This is a genomic window from Buchnera aphidicola (Symydobius americanus), from assembly GCF_964059135.1.
Classification (GTDB): Bacteria; Pseudomonadota; Gammaproteobacteria; order Enterobacterales; family Enterobacteriaceae; genus Buchnera_L; species Buchnera_L aphidicola_AJ.
In genome coordinates, this window is the sequence record NZ_OZ060393.1 from 140,917 (window position 1) to 157,942 (window position 17,026).

At 24.6% G+C, this 17,026-nt stretch carries 16 protein-coding genes and 1 other RNA gene; 8 read left to right on the top strand and 9 right to left on the bottom strand.

Annotated features, from left to right (window positions below):
* Window positions 1-22 precede the first annotated feature (22 nt).
* Window positions 23-2,545, bottom strand: coding sequence for a DNA topoisomerase (ATP-hydrolyzing) subunit A (gene gyrA / locus AB4W55_RS00650; RefSeq protein ID WP_367672659.1), 2,523 nt, complete (start codon window positions 2,543-2,545; stop codon window positions 23-25).
* Window positions 2,546-2,750: 205 nt separating this feature from the next.
* Here gyrA and AB4W55_RS00655 point away from each other — a divergent pair, with 205 nt between their 5' ends.
* Complete coding sequence (locus tag AB4W55_RS00655; RefSeq protein WP_367672661.1) at window positions 2,751-3,386, top strand: DUF2076 domain-containing protein; 636 nt, start codon at window positions 2,751-2,753, stop codon at window positions 3,384-3,386.
* 85 nt (window positions 3,387-3,471) lie between these two features.
* On the opposite strand, the gene AB4W55_RS00660 is transcribed toward AB4W55_RS00655, so the two are convergent.
* Window positions 3,472-4,071, bottom strand: coding sequence for a peroxiredoxin (locus AB4W55_RS00660; RefSeq protein ID WP_367672662.1), 600 nt, complete (start codon window positions 4,069-4,071; stop codon window positions 3,472-3,474).
* Window positions 4,072-4,300: 229 nt separating this feature from the next.
* Between AB4W55_RS00660 and ung the strand changes: the two genes are divergently transcribed.
* Window positions 4,301-4,945 carry a uracil-DNA glycosylase gene (ung, locus tag AB4W55_RS00665; protein WP_367672664.1) on the top strand — a complete coding sequence of 215 codons (645 nt, stop codon included), beginning with the start codon at window positions 4,301-4,303 and terminating at the stop codon, window positions 4,943-4,945.
* Between the two features lie 44 nt (window positions 4,946-4,989).
* Here ung and grpE read toward each other — a convergent pair whose 3' ends face one another.
* Entirely contained in the window at window positions 4,990-5,529 is a 540-nt protein-coding gene (gene grpE / locus AB4W55_RS00670) for a nucleotide exchange factor GrpE (protein WP_367672665.1), read from the bottom strand.
* A 113-nt stretch (window positions 5,530-5,642) separates the two neighbouring features.
* On the opposite strand from grpE, the gene nadK reads away from it, so the two are divergent.
* Window positions 5,643-6,530: an NAD(+) kinase gene (gene nadK, locus AB4W55_RS00675; RefSeq protein ID WP_367672667.1), complete on the top strand. Its 888-nt coding sequence runs from the start codon at window positions 5,643-5,645 to the stop codon at window positions 6,528-6,530.
* Window positions 6,531-6,533: 3 nt separating this feature from the next.
* On the opposite strand, the gene ssrA is transcribed toward nadK, so the two are convergent.
* Window positions 6,534-6,897, bottom strand: a transfer-messenger RNA (tmRNA) gene (gene ssrA, locus AB4W55_RS00680).
* 148 nt (window positions 6,898-7,045) lie between these two features.
* Between ssrA and grxD the strand changes: the two genes are divergently transcribed.
* Window positions 7,046-7,357, top strand: coding sequence for a Grx4 family monothiol glutaredoxin (grxD, locus tag AB4W55_RS00685; RefSeq protein ID WP_367672669.1), 312 nt, complete (start codon window positions 7,046-7,048; stop codon window positions 7,355-7,357).
* A 57-nt stretch (window positions 7,358-7,414) separates the two neighbouring features.
* On the opposite strand, the gene rnt is transcribed toward grxD, so the two are convergent.
* Window positions 7,415-8,050 carry a ribonuclease T gene (gene rnt / locus AB4W55_RS00690; protein WP_367672671.1) on the bottom strand — a complete coding sequence of 212 codons (636 nt, stop codon included), beginning with the start codon at window positions 8,048-8,050 and terminating at the stop codon, window positions 7,415-7,417.
* 166 nt (window positions 8,051-8,216) lie between these two features.
* On the opposite strand from rnt, the gene AB4W55_RS00695 reads away from it, so the two are divergent.
* The 3 genes from AB4W55_RS00695 (at window position 8,217) to ychF (ending at window position 10,609) form a co-directional block, all read left to right on the top strand.
* Window positions 8,217-8,846 (top strand): Fe-Mn family superoxide dismutase, encoded by a 630-nt coding sequence (locus AB4W55_RS00695; RefSeq protein ID WP_367672673.1) that lies wholly within the window; start codon window positions 8,217-8,219, stop codon window positions 8,844-8,846.
* 62 nt (window positions 8,847-8,908) lie between these two features.
* On the top strand, window positions 8,909-9,478 hold the full coding sequence (pth, locus tag AB4W55_RS00700; protein WP_367672786.1) for an aminoacyl-tRNA hydrolase: 570 nt from the start codon (window positions 8,909-8,911) through the stop codon (window positions 9,476-9,478).
* A gap of 45 nt (window positions 9,479-9,523) precedes the next feature.
* Entirely contained in the window at window positions 9,524-10,609 is a 1,086-nt protein-coding gene (gene ychF, locus AB4W55_RS00705; protein ID WP_367672674.1) for a redox-regulated ATPase YchF, read from the top strand.
* A gap of 45 nt (window positions 10,610-10,654) precedes the next feature.
* Here the strand turns inward: ychF and thrC are convergent, their stop codons facing one another.
* From thrC to dksA, 4 genes are all read right to left on the bottom strand, one after another.
* The gene (gene thrC, locus AB4W55_RS00710; RefSeq protein WP_367672676.1) at window positions 10,655-11,947 is read right to left on the bottom strand and encodes a threonine synthase; all 1,293 of its coding nucleotides are present in this window, start codon (window positions 11,945-11,947) and stop codon (window positions 10,655-10,657) included.
* A 5-nt stretch (window positions 11,948-11,952) separates the two neighbouring features.
* Complete coding sequence (gene thrB / locus AB4W55_RS00715; protein ID WP_367672678.1) at window positions 11,953-12,885, bottom strand: homoserine kinase; 933 nt, start codon at window positions 12,883-12,885, stop codon at window positions 11,953-11,955.
* 17 nt (window positions 12,886-12,902) lie between these two features.
* Window positions 12,903-15,353 carry a bifunctional aspartate kinase/homoserine dehydrogenase I gene (gene thrA / locus AB4W55_RS00720; RefSeq protein ID WP_367672679.1) on the bottom strand — a complete coding sequence of 817 codons (2,451 nt, stop codon included), beginning with the start codon at window positions 15,351-15,353 and terminating at the stop codon, window positions 12,903-12,905.
* A gap of 147 nt (window positions 15,354-15,500) precedes the next feature.
* Window positions 15,501-15,959, bottom strand: a complete 459-nt coding sequence (gene dksA, locus AB4W55_RS00725) for an RNA polymerase-binding protein DksA (protein ID WP_367672681.1) — start codon at window positions 15,957-15,959, stop codon at window positions 15,501-15,503.
* Between the two features lie 173 nt (window positions 15,960-16,132).
* On the opposite strand from dksA, the gene truA reads away from it, so the two are divergent.
* Window positions 16,133-16,930, top strand: coding sequence for a tRNA pseudouridine(38-40) synthase TruA (truA, locus tag AB4W55_RS00730; protein WP_367672682.1), 798 nt, complete (start codon window positions 16,133-16,135; stop codon window positions 16,928-16,930).
* The last annotated feature ends 96 nt before the right edge of the window (window positions 16,931-17,026 follow it).

Here is a 17,026-nt window from a genome sequence, read left to right on the forward strand (position 1 = left end):
TAAAAATATTTTATATAACATATTAATTTAATACTTTCATTTTATTTTCAGAAATTTTTTGTAGTGCAACTACTTTTTCTTGTTTTGATGTTCTAATTAAGATGACACCTTGTGTATTTCTACCTAATATACTAATTTCGGATACTCTCGTTCTAACTAAAGTGCCTGCATTTGTAATCATAACAATTTGATCAGTTTCGTGAACTTGTATTGCGCTTATCATCAAACTATTTTTATTTGTAATTTTGATAGATCTTATTCCTTTCGTTGCACGCGATTTAATAGGGAATTGTTCAATATTAGTTCGTTTTCCATATCCATTTTCTGTAACCGTTAAAATTTCTCCTATTTTATTTGGTACTATTAAAGATACTACTTGATCATCATTTTCAATTTTTATTCCTCTTACTCCTGATGCTGCTCTTCCCATTTTACGAACTTCTTTTTCAGAAAAATGCACTACTTTTCCTTTTTTGCTAAATAGCATGATATTATTTTTTCCATTAGTTAATGCAGCACCGATGAGTTCATCATTATCTCTTAAATTAATTGCAATGATCCCAGTAAATCTTGGTTTTTTAAATACATTTAATGAAGTTTTTTTAACAATACCTTGAGCGGTTGACATGAAAACATTGATATTATTTTTAGATTCATTTAAATTAAGAATTGCTGTAATACGTTCTTTTTTATTGAGCGGTATTAAATTGATAATAGGTTTTCCTCTTGCGTGTCTGGAAGCTTCTGGTAATTGATATACTTTTATTCGATATAAAATTCCCTGATTTGAAAAGCATAAAATAGTATCATGCGTATTAGTTATTAATAAACTTTCTATGCAATCTTTTTCTTTGGTTTTTGCTGCAGAACGTCCTTTTCCTCCACGATGTTGTGCGTTGTAGTCTGATAGTGGTTGATATTTTACATATCCTGAATGTGATAAGGTTACTACTACGTTTTCTTTATTAATCATATCTTTTATGTTTAAATCAGTATTACTTTCTTTAATTTCAGTTTTTCGATTATCTCCAAAGTTTTTTTTAATTTCTTGCAGTTCTTCTTGCATTATTTCTAACATACATGTTTCATTATTTAGTATGTTTGATAATGATGCAATTTTTTTTGATAATAGATTATATTCATGTAATATATTTTGATTTTCTAACGTAGTTAATGTATGTAATTTTAACTCTAAAATTGATGTTACTTGTTTTTTGGTAAATTGATATGTTTTTGGTTGAATTGTATACTGTTTAAATTTTGTTTTGTTCATTAATTCGTTCAATTGAGTATTAATTTTCCATTTTTGATTGAGTAATATACGTTTTGCATGTTTTGGTTTTTTAGATATTTTAATTAATTGAATAATCTTATCAATGTTATCTAGTGCAATATTTAATCCTTCTAATATATGTGCTCTTTCTTGTGCTTTTTTTAATTCAAATATACTTCGTCTAGTGATAATGTTTTTTCGATGCAATAAAAAAAATTTTAAAATGTTTCTTAAAGACATTACTCTTGGTTGCCCATGGTATAGTGCTACCATATTGATACCAAATGAAACCTGCATTGGTGTAAGAGTATATAATTGATTTAATAGTATTTCTTTCATAACATCTTTTTTAATTTCTATAACAATCCTCATTCCTTCTTTATCGGATTCATCTCTTAAAGCATAAATTCCTTCTATCTTTTTTTCTTTGATAAGTTCTGAAATTCTTTCAATTAATTTAGATTTATTAATTTGGTATGGAATTTCATATATTATTATCGATTCTCTTCGATTTTTGGGGTTGATTTCAATTTTGTGTTTTGCTTTGATATAAATTTTTCCCTTTCCAGTACGGTATGCATTTTTAATTCCATTTTTTCCACTGATAATTCCAGCTGTAGGAAAGTCTGGTCCTGGAATATGTTTCATTAATTCTTTTAATGAAATTTGATTATTTTGAAGATATGCTAAGCATCCATTGATAATTTCTGTTAAATTATGTGGTGGAATATTTGTAGCCATCCCGACTGCAATTCCGGAAGATCCATTAATTAATAAATTTGGTATTTTTGTTGGTAGTACTTCTGGTATTTGTTCTGTTTCGTCATAATTGGGTAAAAATTCAACTGTATTTTTTTCTAAATCACTTAACATTTCATGTGCTATTTTTGACATTCTTATTTCTGTATATCTCATAGCAGCTGCTGCATCTCCATCAATTGATCCAAAATTTCCTTGCCCTTCAATCAAATTGTATCTTAGAGAGAAATTTTGAGCCATTCTTACAATCGCTTCGTATACTGCAGTATCTCCATGGGGATGATATTTTCCTATTACATCTCCTACAATTCTTGCGGATTTTTTATATGGTTTATTCCAGCTATTTTTCAAAATATTCATTGCAAATAATATTCTACGATGTACTGGTTTTAATCCATCTCTTACGTCTGGTAGAGCTCTTCCGATTATGACTGACATTGCGTAATCAAGGTAGGAAGATTTTAATTCTTCTTCGATATCGATTTGTGTGATATTTTTAGAAAAATTTTGCATAAATTTATTTTCTCTTAAAATTAATATATTATTTTATTTAATTTAAAATTATATCATAATAGTAGTATTCGGTGAATGTGAAAAATGTTTTAATTTTATTTTTTTTATATAATTACTAACATTAAAACGTTTTAATTAAATATTTTATAAGCATATAAATATGTTATATATTAACATATAGGTTAATAATATTAATAAGGATTATATGAAAAATTCAGAAAAAATATTAATACAAAATTTGTTTGATCGATTAAGAAGCATGGAAAAAACAGCATCAGATAAAGATAAAGAGGCATGGAAATTTATTGAAAGTTTATTAGATCATCAAAAAAATTCTATATATTATATGGTTCAAACTATTTTAATACAGGAAACTATTATTCATGATTTGAAAAATAAGATTAATTTTTTAGAAAAACAAGTTGCAAATTATAGTCAATCTAGTTTTTTATCACCGTCTTTACAAAAACAAGTTTTAAATGATGATCATTGCTCTTCTGTAAAGAATTCAAAAAATATTCAGGATGATACCAATTATAATATTCAAAACAAGAGAACAATATCTAGCTTTCTAGGGAATGCTTTACAAACAGCAGCAGGTGTTGCTGGAGGAATATTTGCTGGAAATATATTAACAAATCTATTTAGTTATCCTCAAGAAAATAGTTCTGTGGATACTATAGATAATATACATCATAATCAATCAGACCATGAAAACTCTCAACATTTTTCTGAAAATCATGTTGTGAATCAAGATGAATCATTTGATTATGATACAGATCAAAATAGTGTTGAATATATTGATTATTATGATGATGATTATGATTCTATTGATAATTAATTATATTTTTTCTATAATGTAATTTTATTGATTGTTTTAAAAAACCAGCATTTTTGCTGGTTTTTAAGTTTATTTTGTTTTGATACTATGATGAATCGTTTTTATTCAAATATTTTATTAATCCTTTTTGTGAAGGGTGGATTGTTTTTTCTCCATTTTTCCAATTTGCTGGACAGACTTCTCCGTTATTTTCATAAAATTTAATTGCATCTATCATGCGAATTATTTCGTTAATATTTCTACCAAATGGTAAATCATTGACTATTTGATGTCTGATAATCCAATTTTTATCAATTAAAAATGATGCTCTTAATGCAACACCTATTTCTGGATGGACTATATCGTAAGCACTTTGGATTTCTCCTTTAATATCTGATATCATGGTATATTGAATATTTCCAATTCCACCTTGTTTAATCGGTGTATTTCTCCATGCATGATGCACAAATACGGAATCTTTTGAAATTCCAATGATTTCTGTGTCTCTTTTTACAAATTCAGAATATAATTTATTAAAGGCGATAATTTCTGTTGGGCATACAAATGTAAAATCCATAGGCCAAAAAAATAATACTACTAATTTATTTTGAATTTGTTCTTTCAAATTAAATTCATTAATAATTTTTCCATCTTTTAATATGGCAGGTGCAATAAAGTTAGGAGCGGATTTGGTTACTAAGTTCATAATTTTTCCTTTAAAAAATATTTATTTTATTAAACAATATATTTTTTATAATTCAATTATTTTTTATAAATATTTCTTAAATTTATCTTGATTTATTATAATAATAAATTTGATTATAAAAATATATGCTAATATTTTAATTTTGTTTGATAATTTAATTATATATATTATATATAGTTAAATAATTTTGTATAATAATATAATATCGTTAAAATATAAATAATTTTTTATGAATTGGAAATATATTTTTTTTCAAGAAAGAGGGGTATTATCTAAAATTTTATTAAAAGTGAAAAAAGAACGCTTAAAAAAAATTATTTATCCCCCAGAAGAGGATGTATTTAATGCGTTTTATTTAACCCCATTTAATACAATTAAAGTAGTAATTATTGGGCAAGATCCCTATTTTCATAAAGATCAGGCTCATGGTTTAGCGTTTTCTGTTCGATCAAATTGTTCTATTCCTCCTTCTTTAAAAAATATTTATAAAGAAGTAATCAATGATTTATCTTTTCCCGTTACGTATTATCGTAATGGGTGTTTAGATTCATGGGCACGGCAAGGAATTTTATTACTTAATTCTGTTTTGACTGTGGTTTCTGGTTGTCCAAGGTCTCATATTGCTTTAGGTTGGGAGGATTTCACAAATAAAATTATTTGGTATATTAATATTTATTTAAAAAATGTTATTTTTTTATTATGGGGAAATGATGCACAACAAAAAAAACACATTATTGATTCTAAAAAGCATCATATTTTAAAAACTTCTCATCCATCTCCATTTTCAGCTCATTTAGGTTTTTTAGGGTGTCGTCATTTTTCTAAAGTAAATAAAATTCTAATTAATCAAGGAAGGAATACAATCCTTTGGTAAGTATCAATGTTATTGAATGATTTGATATATTCAAGTATTTTATATTAGGATTTATGTTGTTGAATTTTTTGTAAAGTATTTGATATTGATTTTATTGTTAGAATAATACCTTGTACTGTTGCATTTTCATTCAATGCATGATTTTGAGATAATTCTAATATTGTATCAAATTTTTTGGTAATTTTAATTAATTTATTTACAAAATCTTCAAAATTTTTTTTTTGAATTTCTTCTATTTTTGTTTTTGTTTGTTTTTTAAGATTTTCAAGATTAGCTTGTGTTCTTAATATAATATCTTTTTGTTTTTGTTTGAGTTTTATTAATTCGTTTTTAAGTTGATTGGATTCTTTTGAATGATCCATTTGATTGGATTCTTTTGAATGATCCATTTGATTGGATTCTTTTGAATGATCCATTTGATTGGATTCTTTTGAATGATCCATTTGATTGGATTCTTTTGAATGATCCATTTGATTGGATTCTTTTGAATGATCCATTTGATTGGATTCTTTTGAATGATCCATTTGATTGGATTCTTTTGAATGATCCATTTGATTGGATTCTTTTGAATGATCCATTTTCATAGTATTTTAGTCCTTAATATTTTATTTAATTTTACATTTTATTATAAGAATTTTAATGATAAATTCAAGTATATATTATATGTTATTAACTTTTATTTATAAAGAAGAATAATATGAGTAATGAAAAAAACATGCAATGGATTTCTATTTTAGGGTATCCTAGACAGAAAAGTTCATTTCTAACTCATAAAACCTTGTATGATTGGTTGATACATCAAGGTTATAATGTTGTTACAGAATATAATATTGCAAAAACCTTAAATTTAAAAAAAATACATGTTTTAAAATTAGATGAAATTGGACAAAAATGTGATTTAGCTATTGTGGTGGGTGGTGATGGAAATTTATTACGTATCGCTAGAAAATTATCTTATTATTCTATTAAAATTATTGGGGTGAATCGGGGAAATTTAGGTTTTTTAACAGATCTGAATCCTAATAATGTAATTGTTATGTTATCTAAAATTTTAGATGGAGAATATTTTTTAGAAAAGCGTTTTTTATTAGAGTTAAATATATTTAAAAAACGTACTGGTGGGATAAAAAAGATTATTGTAGTTAATGAATGTATTTTGCATCCAGAAAAAATTTCTAATATGATAGAATTTGAAGTTTATATTAATAAAAAAATAGCGTTTTCTCAGAGGTCAGATGGTTTAATTATATCCACTCCAACTGGTTCAACAGGATATTCTTTATCAGCAGGGGGACCCATTTTATCTACTTTATTGGATGCTATTTTATTAGTTCCAATGTTTCCCCATACTCTATCTTCTCGTCCTATAGTATTGGATGGAAATAGTATAATTATGTTAAAAGTATTTAATTTCGAAAAGAAAATTAAAATTACTTGTGATGGTCAAACTATTTTTTCTATTTCTCGAGGAGATAAAATTATAATTCGAAAGAGTAAATATTGTTTAAATTTAATTCATCCTAAAAGTTATAGTTATTTTCAAGTATTAAATTCGAAATTAAATTGGTCAAAAAAATTATTTTAGTTTTTGGAGCTGGCGGGATTTGAACCCGCGTCCAAAACCTCTTCAACTTTAGTACTACATGTTTAGTTTTTTATTTTTTTCAGTATTTTAGTATAAAAAACAATACGTAAAATATGTATTCTAAAAGGTATTAAGTAAATTTATCTTGAATAAGATTTTTAAATATTATAATTATTTCAATTAAGCCTTTATATATTAATTTTATAAAAGTATTAAAAATTAAAAAAAAGGCTATATAATTCTTTAAGCTGCTAAAGCGTATTTTTCTTGTTTTGCATTTATTAAATTACGGTTTTTATCGAGGCAACCGTTCCTCGACATGCACTAAAAGTTTTTGAAAATTTTGTCGAATCCAAATATCAGCCCCATCGTGTTTACTTTATACATTTAAATTTAAATTTTTAAAATTTATATTTAAACTTTTTATTTATTATCCTTATAATTATTATTAGTGTCAATATAAATTTTTTATTATATTAATGTTAATTTCAATAACTATTTAATAAGAGTATAATATGGATGTTATTAAAAAAATTAAAAAACAAATTAAAGATAATTCTATTTTAATTTATATGAAAGGTTCACCTGATTTTCCAAGTTGTGGTTTTTCTGCAAAAGTCGTAGAGATTTTATCTAACTTAAACATTCGATTTGCTTATGTCGATGTTTTAGAAAATGACGATATTCGTTCTTCTTTACCGCAATATTCTAATTGGCCTACTTTTCCTCAATTATGGGTTCATGGTGAATTAATAGGTGGATGTGATATTGTAGTAGACATGTTTAATAATGGAGAGTTAAAAAAAGTATTAGGTCTTGATAAATAATTTTTTTAAATTAATATATTTTTTTTAGATGAATTTTTCATATTTCTAAATAGCATTTTATGATTTTGAATTTTTAGGGGGCCATCCTCCTAATTTTTTCCATTGATTTACTAATTTACAAAATAAATTTGCTGTTTGTAAAGTATCATATAGTGCTGAATGCGCTTTATTATTATCAAATGATAATCCAAACGCTTGACATGCTCTTGCTAGTACTGTTTGTCCAACGGCTAATCCGCTTAATGTAGCAGTATCAAAAGTAACAAAAGAATGAAATGGATTATTTTTTATTCCACATCTTTTTGAAGCTGCCATTAAAAAACTATGATCAAAATTTGCGTTGTGTGCTACAATAATTCCTTTATTACATTTGTTAGTTTCAATTCGTTGACTAACTATATTAAATATGAATTGGATCGCTTCTTTTTCATTTACAGCTTGTCTGAAAGGGTTAAAGGGATCTATTTTGTTAAATATTAATGCATCTGTTTTAATTAATGACCCCCGAAATGGTTTAATATGAAAATGTATAATTTTTTCTTTTTTTAACCATCCATATTTATCCATTTTTAATGTGATTACTCCAATTTCGAGTAAAGCATCATGATTATGATTCAATCCTGCTGTTTCAAGATCAATTACCACAGGATAAAAATTACGAAATCGATCTTTTAAAGAGCTTAATTCTTTCATAATTTATATTATTATTTTATTTCATAAGAATATAATAAATATTATATTCTGTTTTTATTTTTTTTTAGAAAAAAAAATAAAAATTATTTTAATTTTGATATTTTTTGTATACAAATATTTTTGATTCATTTAATATTTTGTTTTTATTTGAAAGGAAATTAAATTTATGTTTTATAAACTTCCTGTATTATCATATTCATATGATAGTTTAGAGCCGTTTTTTGATGAAGAAACAATGAAATTACATCATTTAAAACATCATCAAACATATGTAAATAATTTAAATCGTTATATAAAATATACAAATTTTTTAAATCTTTCGATTGAAGATGTTGTAAAAAATCTTGATCGAATTGATGTAAAATATAGAGATATTATTAAAAATAATTCTGGTGGTCATATTAATCACAGTTTTTTCTGGAAATTGCTAAAGGTTGGTACTAATATATCAGAGGAGTTAGAAAAGGTAATTAATAATCAATTCGGATCAATAGATGATTTTAAACAAGAATTTGAAGACAAGGCTATGAGTCGTTTTGGATCTGGTTGGATATGGTTATTATTACAAGATAATCATTTAGTCATTGATTCTACCGCAAATCAAGATAATCCTTTGATGGGAATAAGATTTTCTGGTACTTTTGGATATCCTATACTTGCATTAGATCTTTGGGAACATTCATATTATTTAAAATATCGAAATAAAAAATTAGATTATATTAATGCTTTTTGGGAAGTGATTAATTGGGATGTTGTTTTAGATCTTTTGAAGAATATTACTTATATTAGGTTTTAATTATTTTTATCAAATTATTTTTTAAATATTTTATTAGGAAACTTATTTTGTCACATATTAAGATGATAGTAGGATTAGGTAATCCTACTTTAAAATATCATCATACTAGGCATAATTTAGGAGCTTGGTATGTAAAATTATTTAGTCAAATTAAAAATATTCAATTTCAAGAAAAAAAATCTTTTTATGGTAATATATCTATATATAAATTGCAAAATATTAGTATAAAAATATTCATACCAAATGTATTTATGAATTATTCAGGTATTTCTATATTTTCAGTTTCTTCATTTTATAATATTCGTTTAAATGAAATATTAGTAATACATGATGATCTCGATCTACCCCCTGGAGTTATAAAATTAAAATATGGTTATGGTCATAATGGTCATAATGGTTTGAGGAATATTATTTCTAAATTTGGTATGAATCGAGAGAAATTTTGTAGGATTCGGATAGGAATTGGTAGACCGAATTGTCTAAGTCAAATTAGATCTTTTGTTTTATCTTCTCCAACAATATTTGAAAGAAATATTATTTTTAAAGTGATAAATTATGTTATCAATGATATTGATATTTTAATTAATAATAAAAAATATTTTATTACATCAAAATTGTATCATGTTGACTAATTAATTTTTAATATTTTATATATATATTAATAGGGTAAATAAATTATGGGTTTAAAATGCGGTATTATAGGTATGCCAAATGTTGGAAAATCTACTTTATTTAATGTCTTGACGAAATCTCAAGTGGCAGCCAAAAATTTTCCATTTTGCACAATTAAACCAAATATAGGAATTGTTCCTGTATTTGATGTTAGGTTAAATAAAATTGCAGAACTTGTTTCTCCTAATACCGTTACACCTACTTATATAGAATTTATAGATATAGCTGGATTAGTTAAAGGTGCATCTAAAGGAGTGGGTTTAGGAAATTTATTTTTAAGCGATATACATCAAGCAGATGTTATTTTTCATGTTGTTCGTTGTTTTTTTGATGATAATATTGTTCATATGCATAGTAAGATTGATCCAATTGCTGATGTTGAAAGTATTCATCAAGAATTAATTTTGTCTGATTTTCAAGTTTGTACCAAAGAATTGATTAGAATTAAAGGGTCTAGTAATATTAAAGAATTTTATAATCAAAAAAAAATATCTCTTATCGAATATTTTTTAAGTTATTTAAAAGAAAAAAAACTTTTAAGAAATTTAAAACTTACCTTAGAAGAATTAAAATTAATTGGTTATTTAAATTTACTCACATTAAAACCCCTAATTTATATTGCTAATATTTCAGATAATAGAAAAAATACTGTTAGCTTAAGTGAATTATCAGAATTAGCTTCAATTGAAAATACTGTTATTATCCCGATTTGTATATTACACGAATATCAAAATTATAATCAAAATATTAAAAAAAATTATGTTCTTAAAGTCTTACCAAAAAATATGTCAGATTTACATTTAGCCGTTAAAAAGGGTTATGATTTACTTCAATTACAAACTTTTTTTACAGTCGGTAAAAAAGAAGTCCGAGCATGGTCCATAAAAAAAGGAACAAATAGTTTACAAGCAGCTCGAAAAATACATACTGATTTACAAAAAGGTTTTATTCGAGCTAAAGTAATTTCTTATGAAAATTTTATTAAATATAAGGAATTAAATAAAATACGTGAATTAGGTAAATTAAGATTTGAAGGAAAAGAATATATTTTACAGGATGGGGATATTGTACATTTTTTATTTAATGTTTAGAATTTTAGAGAAGAAATTATTTTATTCTTCTCTAAAGGTAAAATATTATGATTTAAATAATAAAAATTCTTTTAATTTATTAAAATCTGGTTTCATATAATATGATAATAAAGGAAATTTAGATGGTTTTTCTAATTCTATTGGTAATTTAATATTTTCTTGTAATATATCATCTACAATATTTTTAAATTTTGCAGAGTGCGCTGTACCTAAAAATAGTCCGTACTCATCTGGCTGTATTTGATCTTTTAATAATCTATATGCGACTGCTGCGTGCGGTTCTGAAATATATCCAAGTTGTTTTAATTCACATAAAGTATTTTTTGTTACATCATCTGATACACTTCCAAATCCCAAGTCGTTTAGTTTCCATTTGTTTCTAAAAAATAATTCTTCTACTCTTGGCCAATTGTTTGGTCTACTAATATCCATAGCATTAGAAATTGTGGAAACACAATTATTAGGTTCCCATTTTCCAGTTTTTAAAAACCTAGGTACAGTATCGTTTATATTAGTTGAAGCAATAAACGATTTAATAGGTAGTCCCATAGATTTTGCAATTAATCCTGCGGTTAAATTTCCAAAATTTCCACAAGGAATAGAAATTACTAATTTTTTTTGATTGTTCCTATTAATTAATGCATAAGCTTCGAAGTAATAACAGATTTGTGCTAATAATCTACTAATATTAATAGAATTAGCAGAATTCAATCCTGTTGCTTTTTTAAGTTGATTATCGTGAAATGCTTTTTTTACTAATTCTTGGCATTCATCAAAACTACCCTGGATAGCTATTGTAGTTATATTTTTTCCTAACGTACAAAATAGAGCTTCTTGTAATTTGCTAATTTTTCCATGTGGATATAATATTATAACTCTCACGTTTTTTGCTTTATAAAATGCATGAGCTACTGCTGCTCCTGTATCTCCTGAAGTTGCGGTTAGTATCGTTGTAATATTATTTTTTTTATTTAAGTGGGATAATATTTGTGCCATAAATCTAGCGCCAAAATCTTTAAATGCTAATGTCGGTCCGTGGAAAAGTTCACAACATGATATATTATTTGTTACTGGAATAATCATAGGACCTGGAAATGAAAAGGCATTTCTCACGTATTTTTCTAATTCTGTTAGTTTAATTTCATCCCCAATAAACATCGATAAAATTTTTACACTTCTTGTTAAGAAGTCCATTTCTAACATTTCTTTTAATCTATTTTCTTTAATCAATGGTAAGTTTATTGGAAAAAATAATCCTTGTCTTTTTCCTAATCCCATTTTTACTGCTTGTAAAAAGCTTACTTTTTCATTACGATATTTTAAATTATATAATTTCATATTGATTATAATCCTATTTCTCTTGTACCATTTAAATCTAATTTACAAATATGAACAAATCCATTCTTATTCTTTAAATAGTTTTCTGATAACCATGTGTATATTTTATTTGCAATTTTTTTGTCATTGCATATAGTAAATATTGTTGGTCCAGATCCAGATATTCCACAATTTATGGCTCCTAGATTTAGCAGATTTTGTTTAATTTGTATAAAATTTGGAAGTAATTGAATGCGATATGGTTCTGCAATAATATCTCGCATTGATTTTAATGCTAATTTTGATTGGTTAGTATGTGATGCATGTATGAAACTAGCTAATAATCTACTATGCTTGATACATGTTTCTATCTTATATTTTTTTGGCAAAATTGATCGAGCTTCAGATGTAGAAATTTTAATACCAGGCCAAGCAACTAACCATATCCAATCTTTAAAAAATGGTATTGGTTGACTAACACAATTGTTTTCTTTTATAATTAATTGCAGTCCTCCATAATAACAAGGTGCTACATTATCATAATGCGGTGCACCAGAAATTTCTCCTTCCACTTCGCCCATTAATTTTAATAATTCTTGTTCATTTAATGGTTCATTACAAAATTTATTTATTGCTACCAGTGTAGCCGCAATTGAACAAGCACTTGATCCTAAACCGGAACCAATAGGCATATTTTTTTCTAATGTAATTGAAATTAATATCTTTCTATTTAAAATTCTACAGAAATGATTCCAACATTTCCATACGATATTTTCTTCTATTTTTTTTGGTAATTGAAAACAAAAATTTCCTTTATTAATTAATTTAAAATTTTCATTTGATTTAATTGTAACACAATCTCCTAGTAATTTTCCATCTACGGGTTTAATCGCAACCCCTAATGTATCAAAACCAACATTAATGTTACCAATTGAAGCAGGTGCGTAAATTTTTATCATGTTTAAACTCCTAGATATCATGATAATATGCGTAATAAATCAGAAAAAATTCCAGCTGCTGTGACATCATTACCTGCACCATAACCTCTTAATACTAGTGGAATGGGTTGATAATATTTACTATAAATTGTGAGTGCATTTTCGCCATTTTTAACATTATATAATGGATCAGTGATATCAATTTCTTTTAATTCTACTTTACAATTTTTTTCTTCGTCAATTGTTCCGATCAATCTTAATACTTTATTTTTTTTTTGTGCTTTTTTAATTTTATATAAGAATTCTTGATCTAGTTTTTTTAGTTTAGATAAAAATATTTCAGGTTCTTTAATATTTAGCAGTTCTTTTGATAAAATTGGTTGAATTTTGATATTTTCTAATTCTAATTTATATCCTGCTTCTCGTGCTATAATGAGTAATTTTCTAGCAACATCTATTCCAGATAAATCATCTTTTGGGTTTGGTTCTGTAAATCCTAATTTTTTTGCCATATTAGTTGCTTGTGACAGTAACATCCCTTCTTCTAATTTTCCAAAAATGAATGATAAAGATCCTGATAATATACCTCTAAACCGAATGAGTTGATCTCCTGAATCAAGTAAATTTTTTAATGTTTCTATAATTGGTAATCCAGCGCTCACGTTTGTTTCATACAAAAATTTTTTGTTTGTTCTTATAGCGATTTTTCTAATGTGATTATATTCTTTCCAGCTTGTAGTATTTCCCTTTTTGTTAGGAGTAACAACATGAATTCCATTTGATAATATGTTAGGGTATAAATTTGATATTTCTTTACTTGAAGTGCAATCAACAATAACTGGGTTAATAAAATTATGATTTTTTGCTATTTGAATAATCTGATTAATGCAAAATGTTTCGTTATTTGATGTTAAATGAATTTTTTCGTTTTTTAATTTAATTCCTAATGGATTAATTATCATATTTTTAGAATTAGCAATACCACAAATTATGATTTTTATATTTTTTGATTGTAGTTTTTCTTGTTGTTTAATAATTTGTTTGATTAGCGCTGTTCCGACACCACCAATTCCAATAATAAATAATTCAATTATTTTTTCATTATTAAATAGTATTTCGTGTATTTTATGAATATTATTATTAATATTTTTATTATTTGTAATGAAAGAAATCGAATTATTTGATAATTGTTGTGTGAAATTAATAATTTTTAGATCAGTGTGTTCTAATGCAAAACAAATTTTAGTGTGTATTTTTCTATTATTTTTTATATTATTTCCAATAATTGAGATAATTTTTATCTTATTTAGTATATTTATTGATTTTAATATTTTTTTTTGTATTTCAATTTCAAATTTTTTAGATAATATGTTTTTAATTATAATATTTTTATTATCTATTATGTATATATGAATTTTATGATCATCTAAAGATTTTATTGTGAATATAATGTTTATTTTTTCTTGATTTAATATAGAAATTAATTTATTTATAATTTCATAAATATGGATTGTTTTATTAATCTTGATTGTAATTATTTCGATGTTATCAAGATATGTGATTCCTTTGATTGATTGTTTATTTTTATCGTTAATTTGGTTTTCAATTGTTGTTCCATCATGTTGAGGATTTAGTGTATTTTTAATTATACATTTTATTTTAAATTGAGATAACGGAAATATTGTTTTTGGATGTAAAACTTTTGCCCCTAAAGTTGATAGTTCCATTGCTTCTTGATAAGATATTGATGGTAATAGTTTTGCTGATGGTACTATTCTCGGATCTGATGTATAAATACCATCAACATCCGTCCAAATTTCGCAAATTTTTGATCTTAAACATACTGATAATATCGCAGCAGAATAATCTGAACCATTTCTTCCTAATAATACCAATTCTTTATTTTTGTTTCCTGCAATAAAGCCAGGCATAAGTATAATGTGATTTTTAGGTATTTTTAATTTTTGGATCATATCTTTTGATGCGTTAATATCTACTATAGAATTAGTAATATCTCCCATAGCTAAAATATTTTTTACAGGATTAATCACTGTAACGTTATATTTTTTTGCCATTAAAATATATTCCATAGTTTTAATAGAAAACATTTCTCCAAAAGATATAATATTTGCATAAATTGTTTTAAAATTTATTTTGAAGGAATTTATATTTTTTTTAATTTTTTGAATTTCAGATAATTTTTTATCAATTTTTTTTAATATATTACGATCGATAAAATTAGATTGTTTATTTTTTATTTCACAAATTAGTGTGTAAAAAATTTCTTTTAAATTATTTAATAAATTATTTATATCGTTATCAAATTTAACAGATTGGGCTATTTCTTCTAAGATATTTGTTACCTTTGCTGGTGCAGATAATACTACTGAAATTTCTTCTTTTTTGATTTTTTGAATAATAATATCCGATACTTCTAAGAATTTTTGTGAGTTAGATAAAGATGTTCCACCGAATTTTAAGGTTCGCATGAATAATTTATTTCCTTGATTTAAATAAATAGATTTTTGTGATTGAGGTTATTTATTTTATATAATTATATTATTATATAATAAAAATTTTTTAATAAATAATTTAATATATTATAAATGTTTGTTTTTTATAAAAAATATATATTTTTATGTGGATCGTCTAATGTTTTGTTTTGCTCTAATTTCTGATAATGTTTTACAATCAATACATAGATTTGCTGTTGGTCTTGCTTCTAATCTTTTAATTCCAATTTCAATTTCGCATAATTCGCAATATCCAAATGTCTCATTTTGTATTTTTTTTAACGTTCGTTCTATATTTTCAATAATCTTATTTTGTCGATCTTGGTTTTTTAAAATTAAGTTAAATTCTTCTTCTTGTACGGCTCTATCAATTGGATCCGGAAAATTAATGGATTCAGTTTTTTGATATAAGGTTATTTGGTCGTTTTTTTTATTTAATTGTTCTTTCCATGCTTGTAGAATTTTTTTAAAATGATTAGTCTGTTCTTTATTCATGTATTTTTCGTTTTTTTTTTTTTCGTATGGATTTACTCCAGCTATTTTTAGTATACTTAAAGGTATTTTATATTTTTTGATATTCATATTCTTCTCTATAACTTTGATGAATAAAATTTGTGAATTTATAGGTTTTATTTTAATTAATTTTAATTAATTTTGAAATTATTTATTTTTAATATTTTAAATAATTAATATAATTATATGTTTATTTTCTTTCGAATTTGATTTTTTTTTGATTTTGAGGTTTTACGGACATAATGAAAAATCTTTTAAAATTTGCATTAGGATTAGAATATGATGGTAGTAATTATCATGGATGGCAAAGACAAAAAAAAAACATTACAACCATACAAGAAGAAGTTGAAAAAGCAGCTTCCATTATTGCAGATCATAATGTAAATATTATTTGTGCCGGTAGAACTGATGCTGGTGTACATAGTTTAGGTCAGGTAGTGCATTTTGAAACAACTTCTGTTAGAAAAAATATTTCTTGGGTATTAGGTATGAATACTTATTTACCGAGCGATATATCTGTTAAATGGATTAAAAAGGTTTCTAGTGATTTTCATGCCCGATATAGTGCTGTTTCTCGTAGTTATCGGTATATAATTTATAATAATTTTTCTCGATCTGCTTTGTTTTATCATCGATCTAATCATATTCATTATACTTTAAATATAAAAAAAATGTATCAGGCTGGACAATTAATTTTAGGAGAACATGATTTTACTTCTTTTAGATCTAAACAATGTCAATCTAAAACACCATATAGAAAAATTTTATATATTAATGTATTTAAATTTAAATCCTTTATTTTAATTGATATTACAGCTAATTCTTTTTTACAAAATATGGTTAGAAATATTGTGAGTTGTTTAATTGAAATCGGTATGATTAAACAAAAAGAAGAATGGATTCTTGATATTTTACATAAAAAAGATCGTACTTTTTGCGCTTCTACTGCAGTTCCTCAAGGATTATATTTAGTTTCTGTAGATTATCCTAATTTTTTTAATATTCCAAGTAGTTTTTTATCTCAAAAAAATATATTTTAATTATTTTTTAATTTATTCTGGGATTGTTTTTAAATATATTTTTTTTAGTTGTACAAGATTAAATATATTTCAAAGATATATTATATATGTATTTTA

Excerpts from the sequence above, each read along its gene's own strand:
- gyrA (WP_367672659.1), bottom strand. The coding sequence starts at position 2,545 with ATGCAAAATTTTTCTAAAAATATCACACAAATCGATATCGAAGAAGAA.
- AB4W55_RS00655 (WP_367672661.1), top strand. The coding sequence starts at position 2,751 with ATGAAAAATTCAGAAAAAATATTAATACAAAATTTGTTTGATCGATTA.
- rnt (WP_367672671.1), bottom strand. The coding sequence starts at position 8,050 with ATGAAAGAATTAAGCTCTTTAAAAGATCGATTTCGTAATTTTTATCCT.
- dksA (WP_367672681.1), bottom strand. The coding sequence starts at position 15,959 with ATGAATATCAAAAAATATAAAATACCTTTAAGTATACTAAAAATAGCT.
- thrC (WP_367672676.1), bottom strand. The coding sequence starts at position 11,947 with ATGAAATTATATAATTTAAAATATCGTAATGAAAAAGTAAGCTTTTTA.
- grpE (WP_367672665.1), bottom strand. The coding sequence starts at position 5,529 with ATGAAAATGGATCATTCAAAAGAATCCAATCAAATGGATCATTCAAAA.
- thrB (WP_367672678.1), bottom strand. The coding sequence starts at position 12,885 with ATGATAAAAATTTACGCACCTGCTTCAATTGGTAACATTAATGTTGGT.
- thrA (WP_367672679.1), bottom strand. The coding sequence starts at position 15,353 with ATGCGAACCTTAAAATTCGGTGGAACATCTTTATCTAACTCACAAAAA.
- AB4W55_RS00660 (WP_367672662.1), bottom strand. The coding sequence starts at position 4,071 with ATGAACTTAGTAACCAAATCCGCTCCTAACTTTATTGCACCTGCCATA.
- grxD (WP_367672669.1), top strand. The coding sequence starts at position 7,046 with ATGGATGTTATTAAAAAAATTAAAAAACAAATTAAAGATAATTCTATT.
- nadK (WP_367672667.1), top strand. The coding sequence starts at position 5,643 with ATGAGTAATGAAAAAAACATGCAATGGATTTCTATTTTAGGGTATCCT.
- ychF (WP_367672674.1), top strand. The coding sequence starts at position 9,524 with ATGGGTTTAAAATGCGGTATTATAGGTATGCCAAATGTTGGAAAATCT.
- truA (WP_367672682.1), top strand. The coding sequence starts at position 16,133 with ATGAAAAATCTTTTAAAATTTGCATTAGGATTAGAATATGATGGTAGT.
- pth (WP_367672786.1), top strand. The coding sequence starts at position 8,909 with ATGATAGTAGGATTAGGTAATCCTACTTTAAAATATCATCATACTAGG.
- AB4W55_RS00695 (WP_367672673.1), top strand. The coding sequence starts at position 8,217 with ATGTTTTATAAACTTCCTGTATTATCATATTCATATGATAGTTTAGAG.
- ung (WP_367672664.1), top strand. The coding sequence starts at position 4,301 with ATGAATTGGAAATATATTTTTTTTCAAGAAAGAGGGGTATTATCTAAA.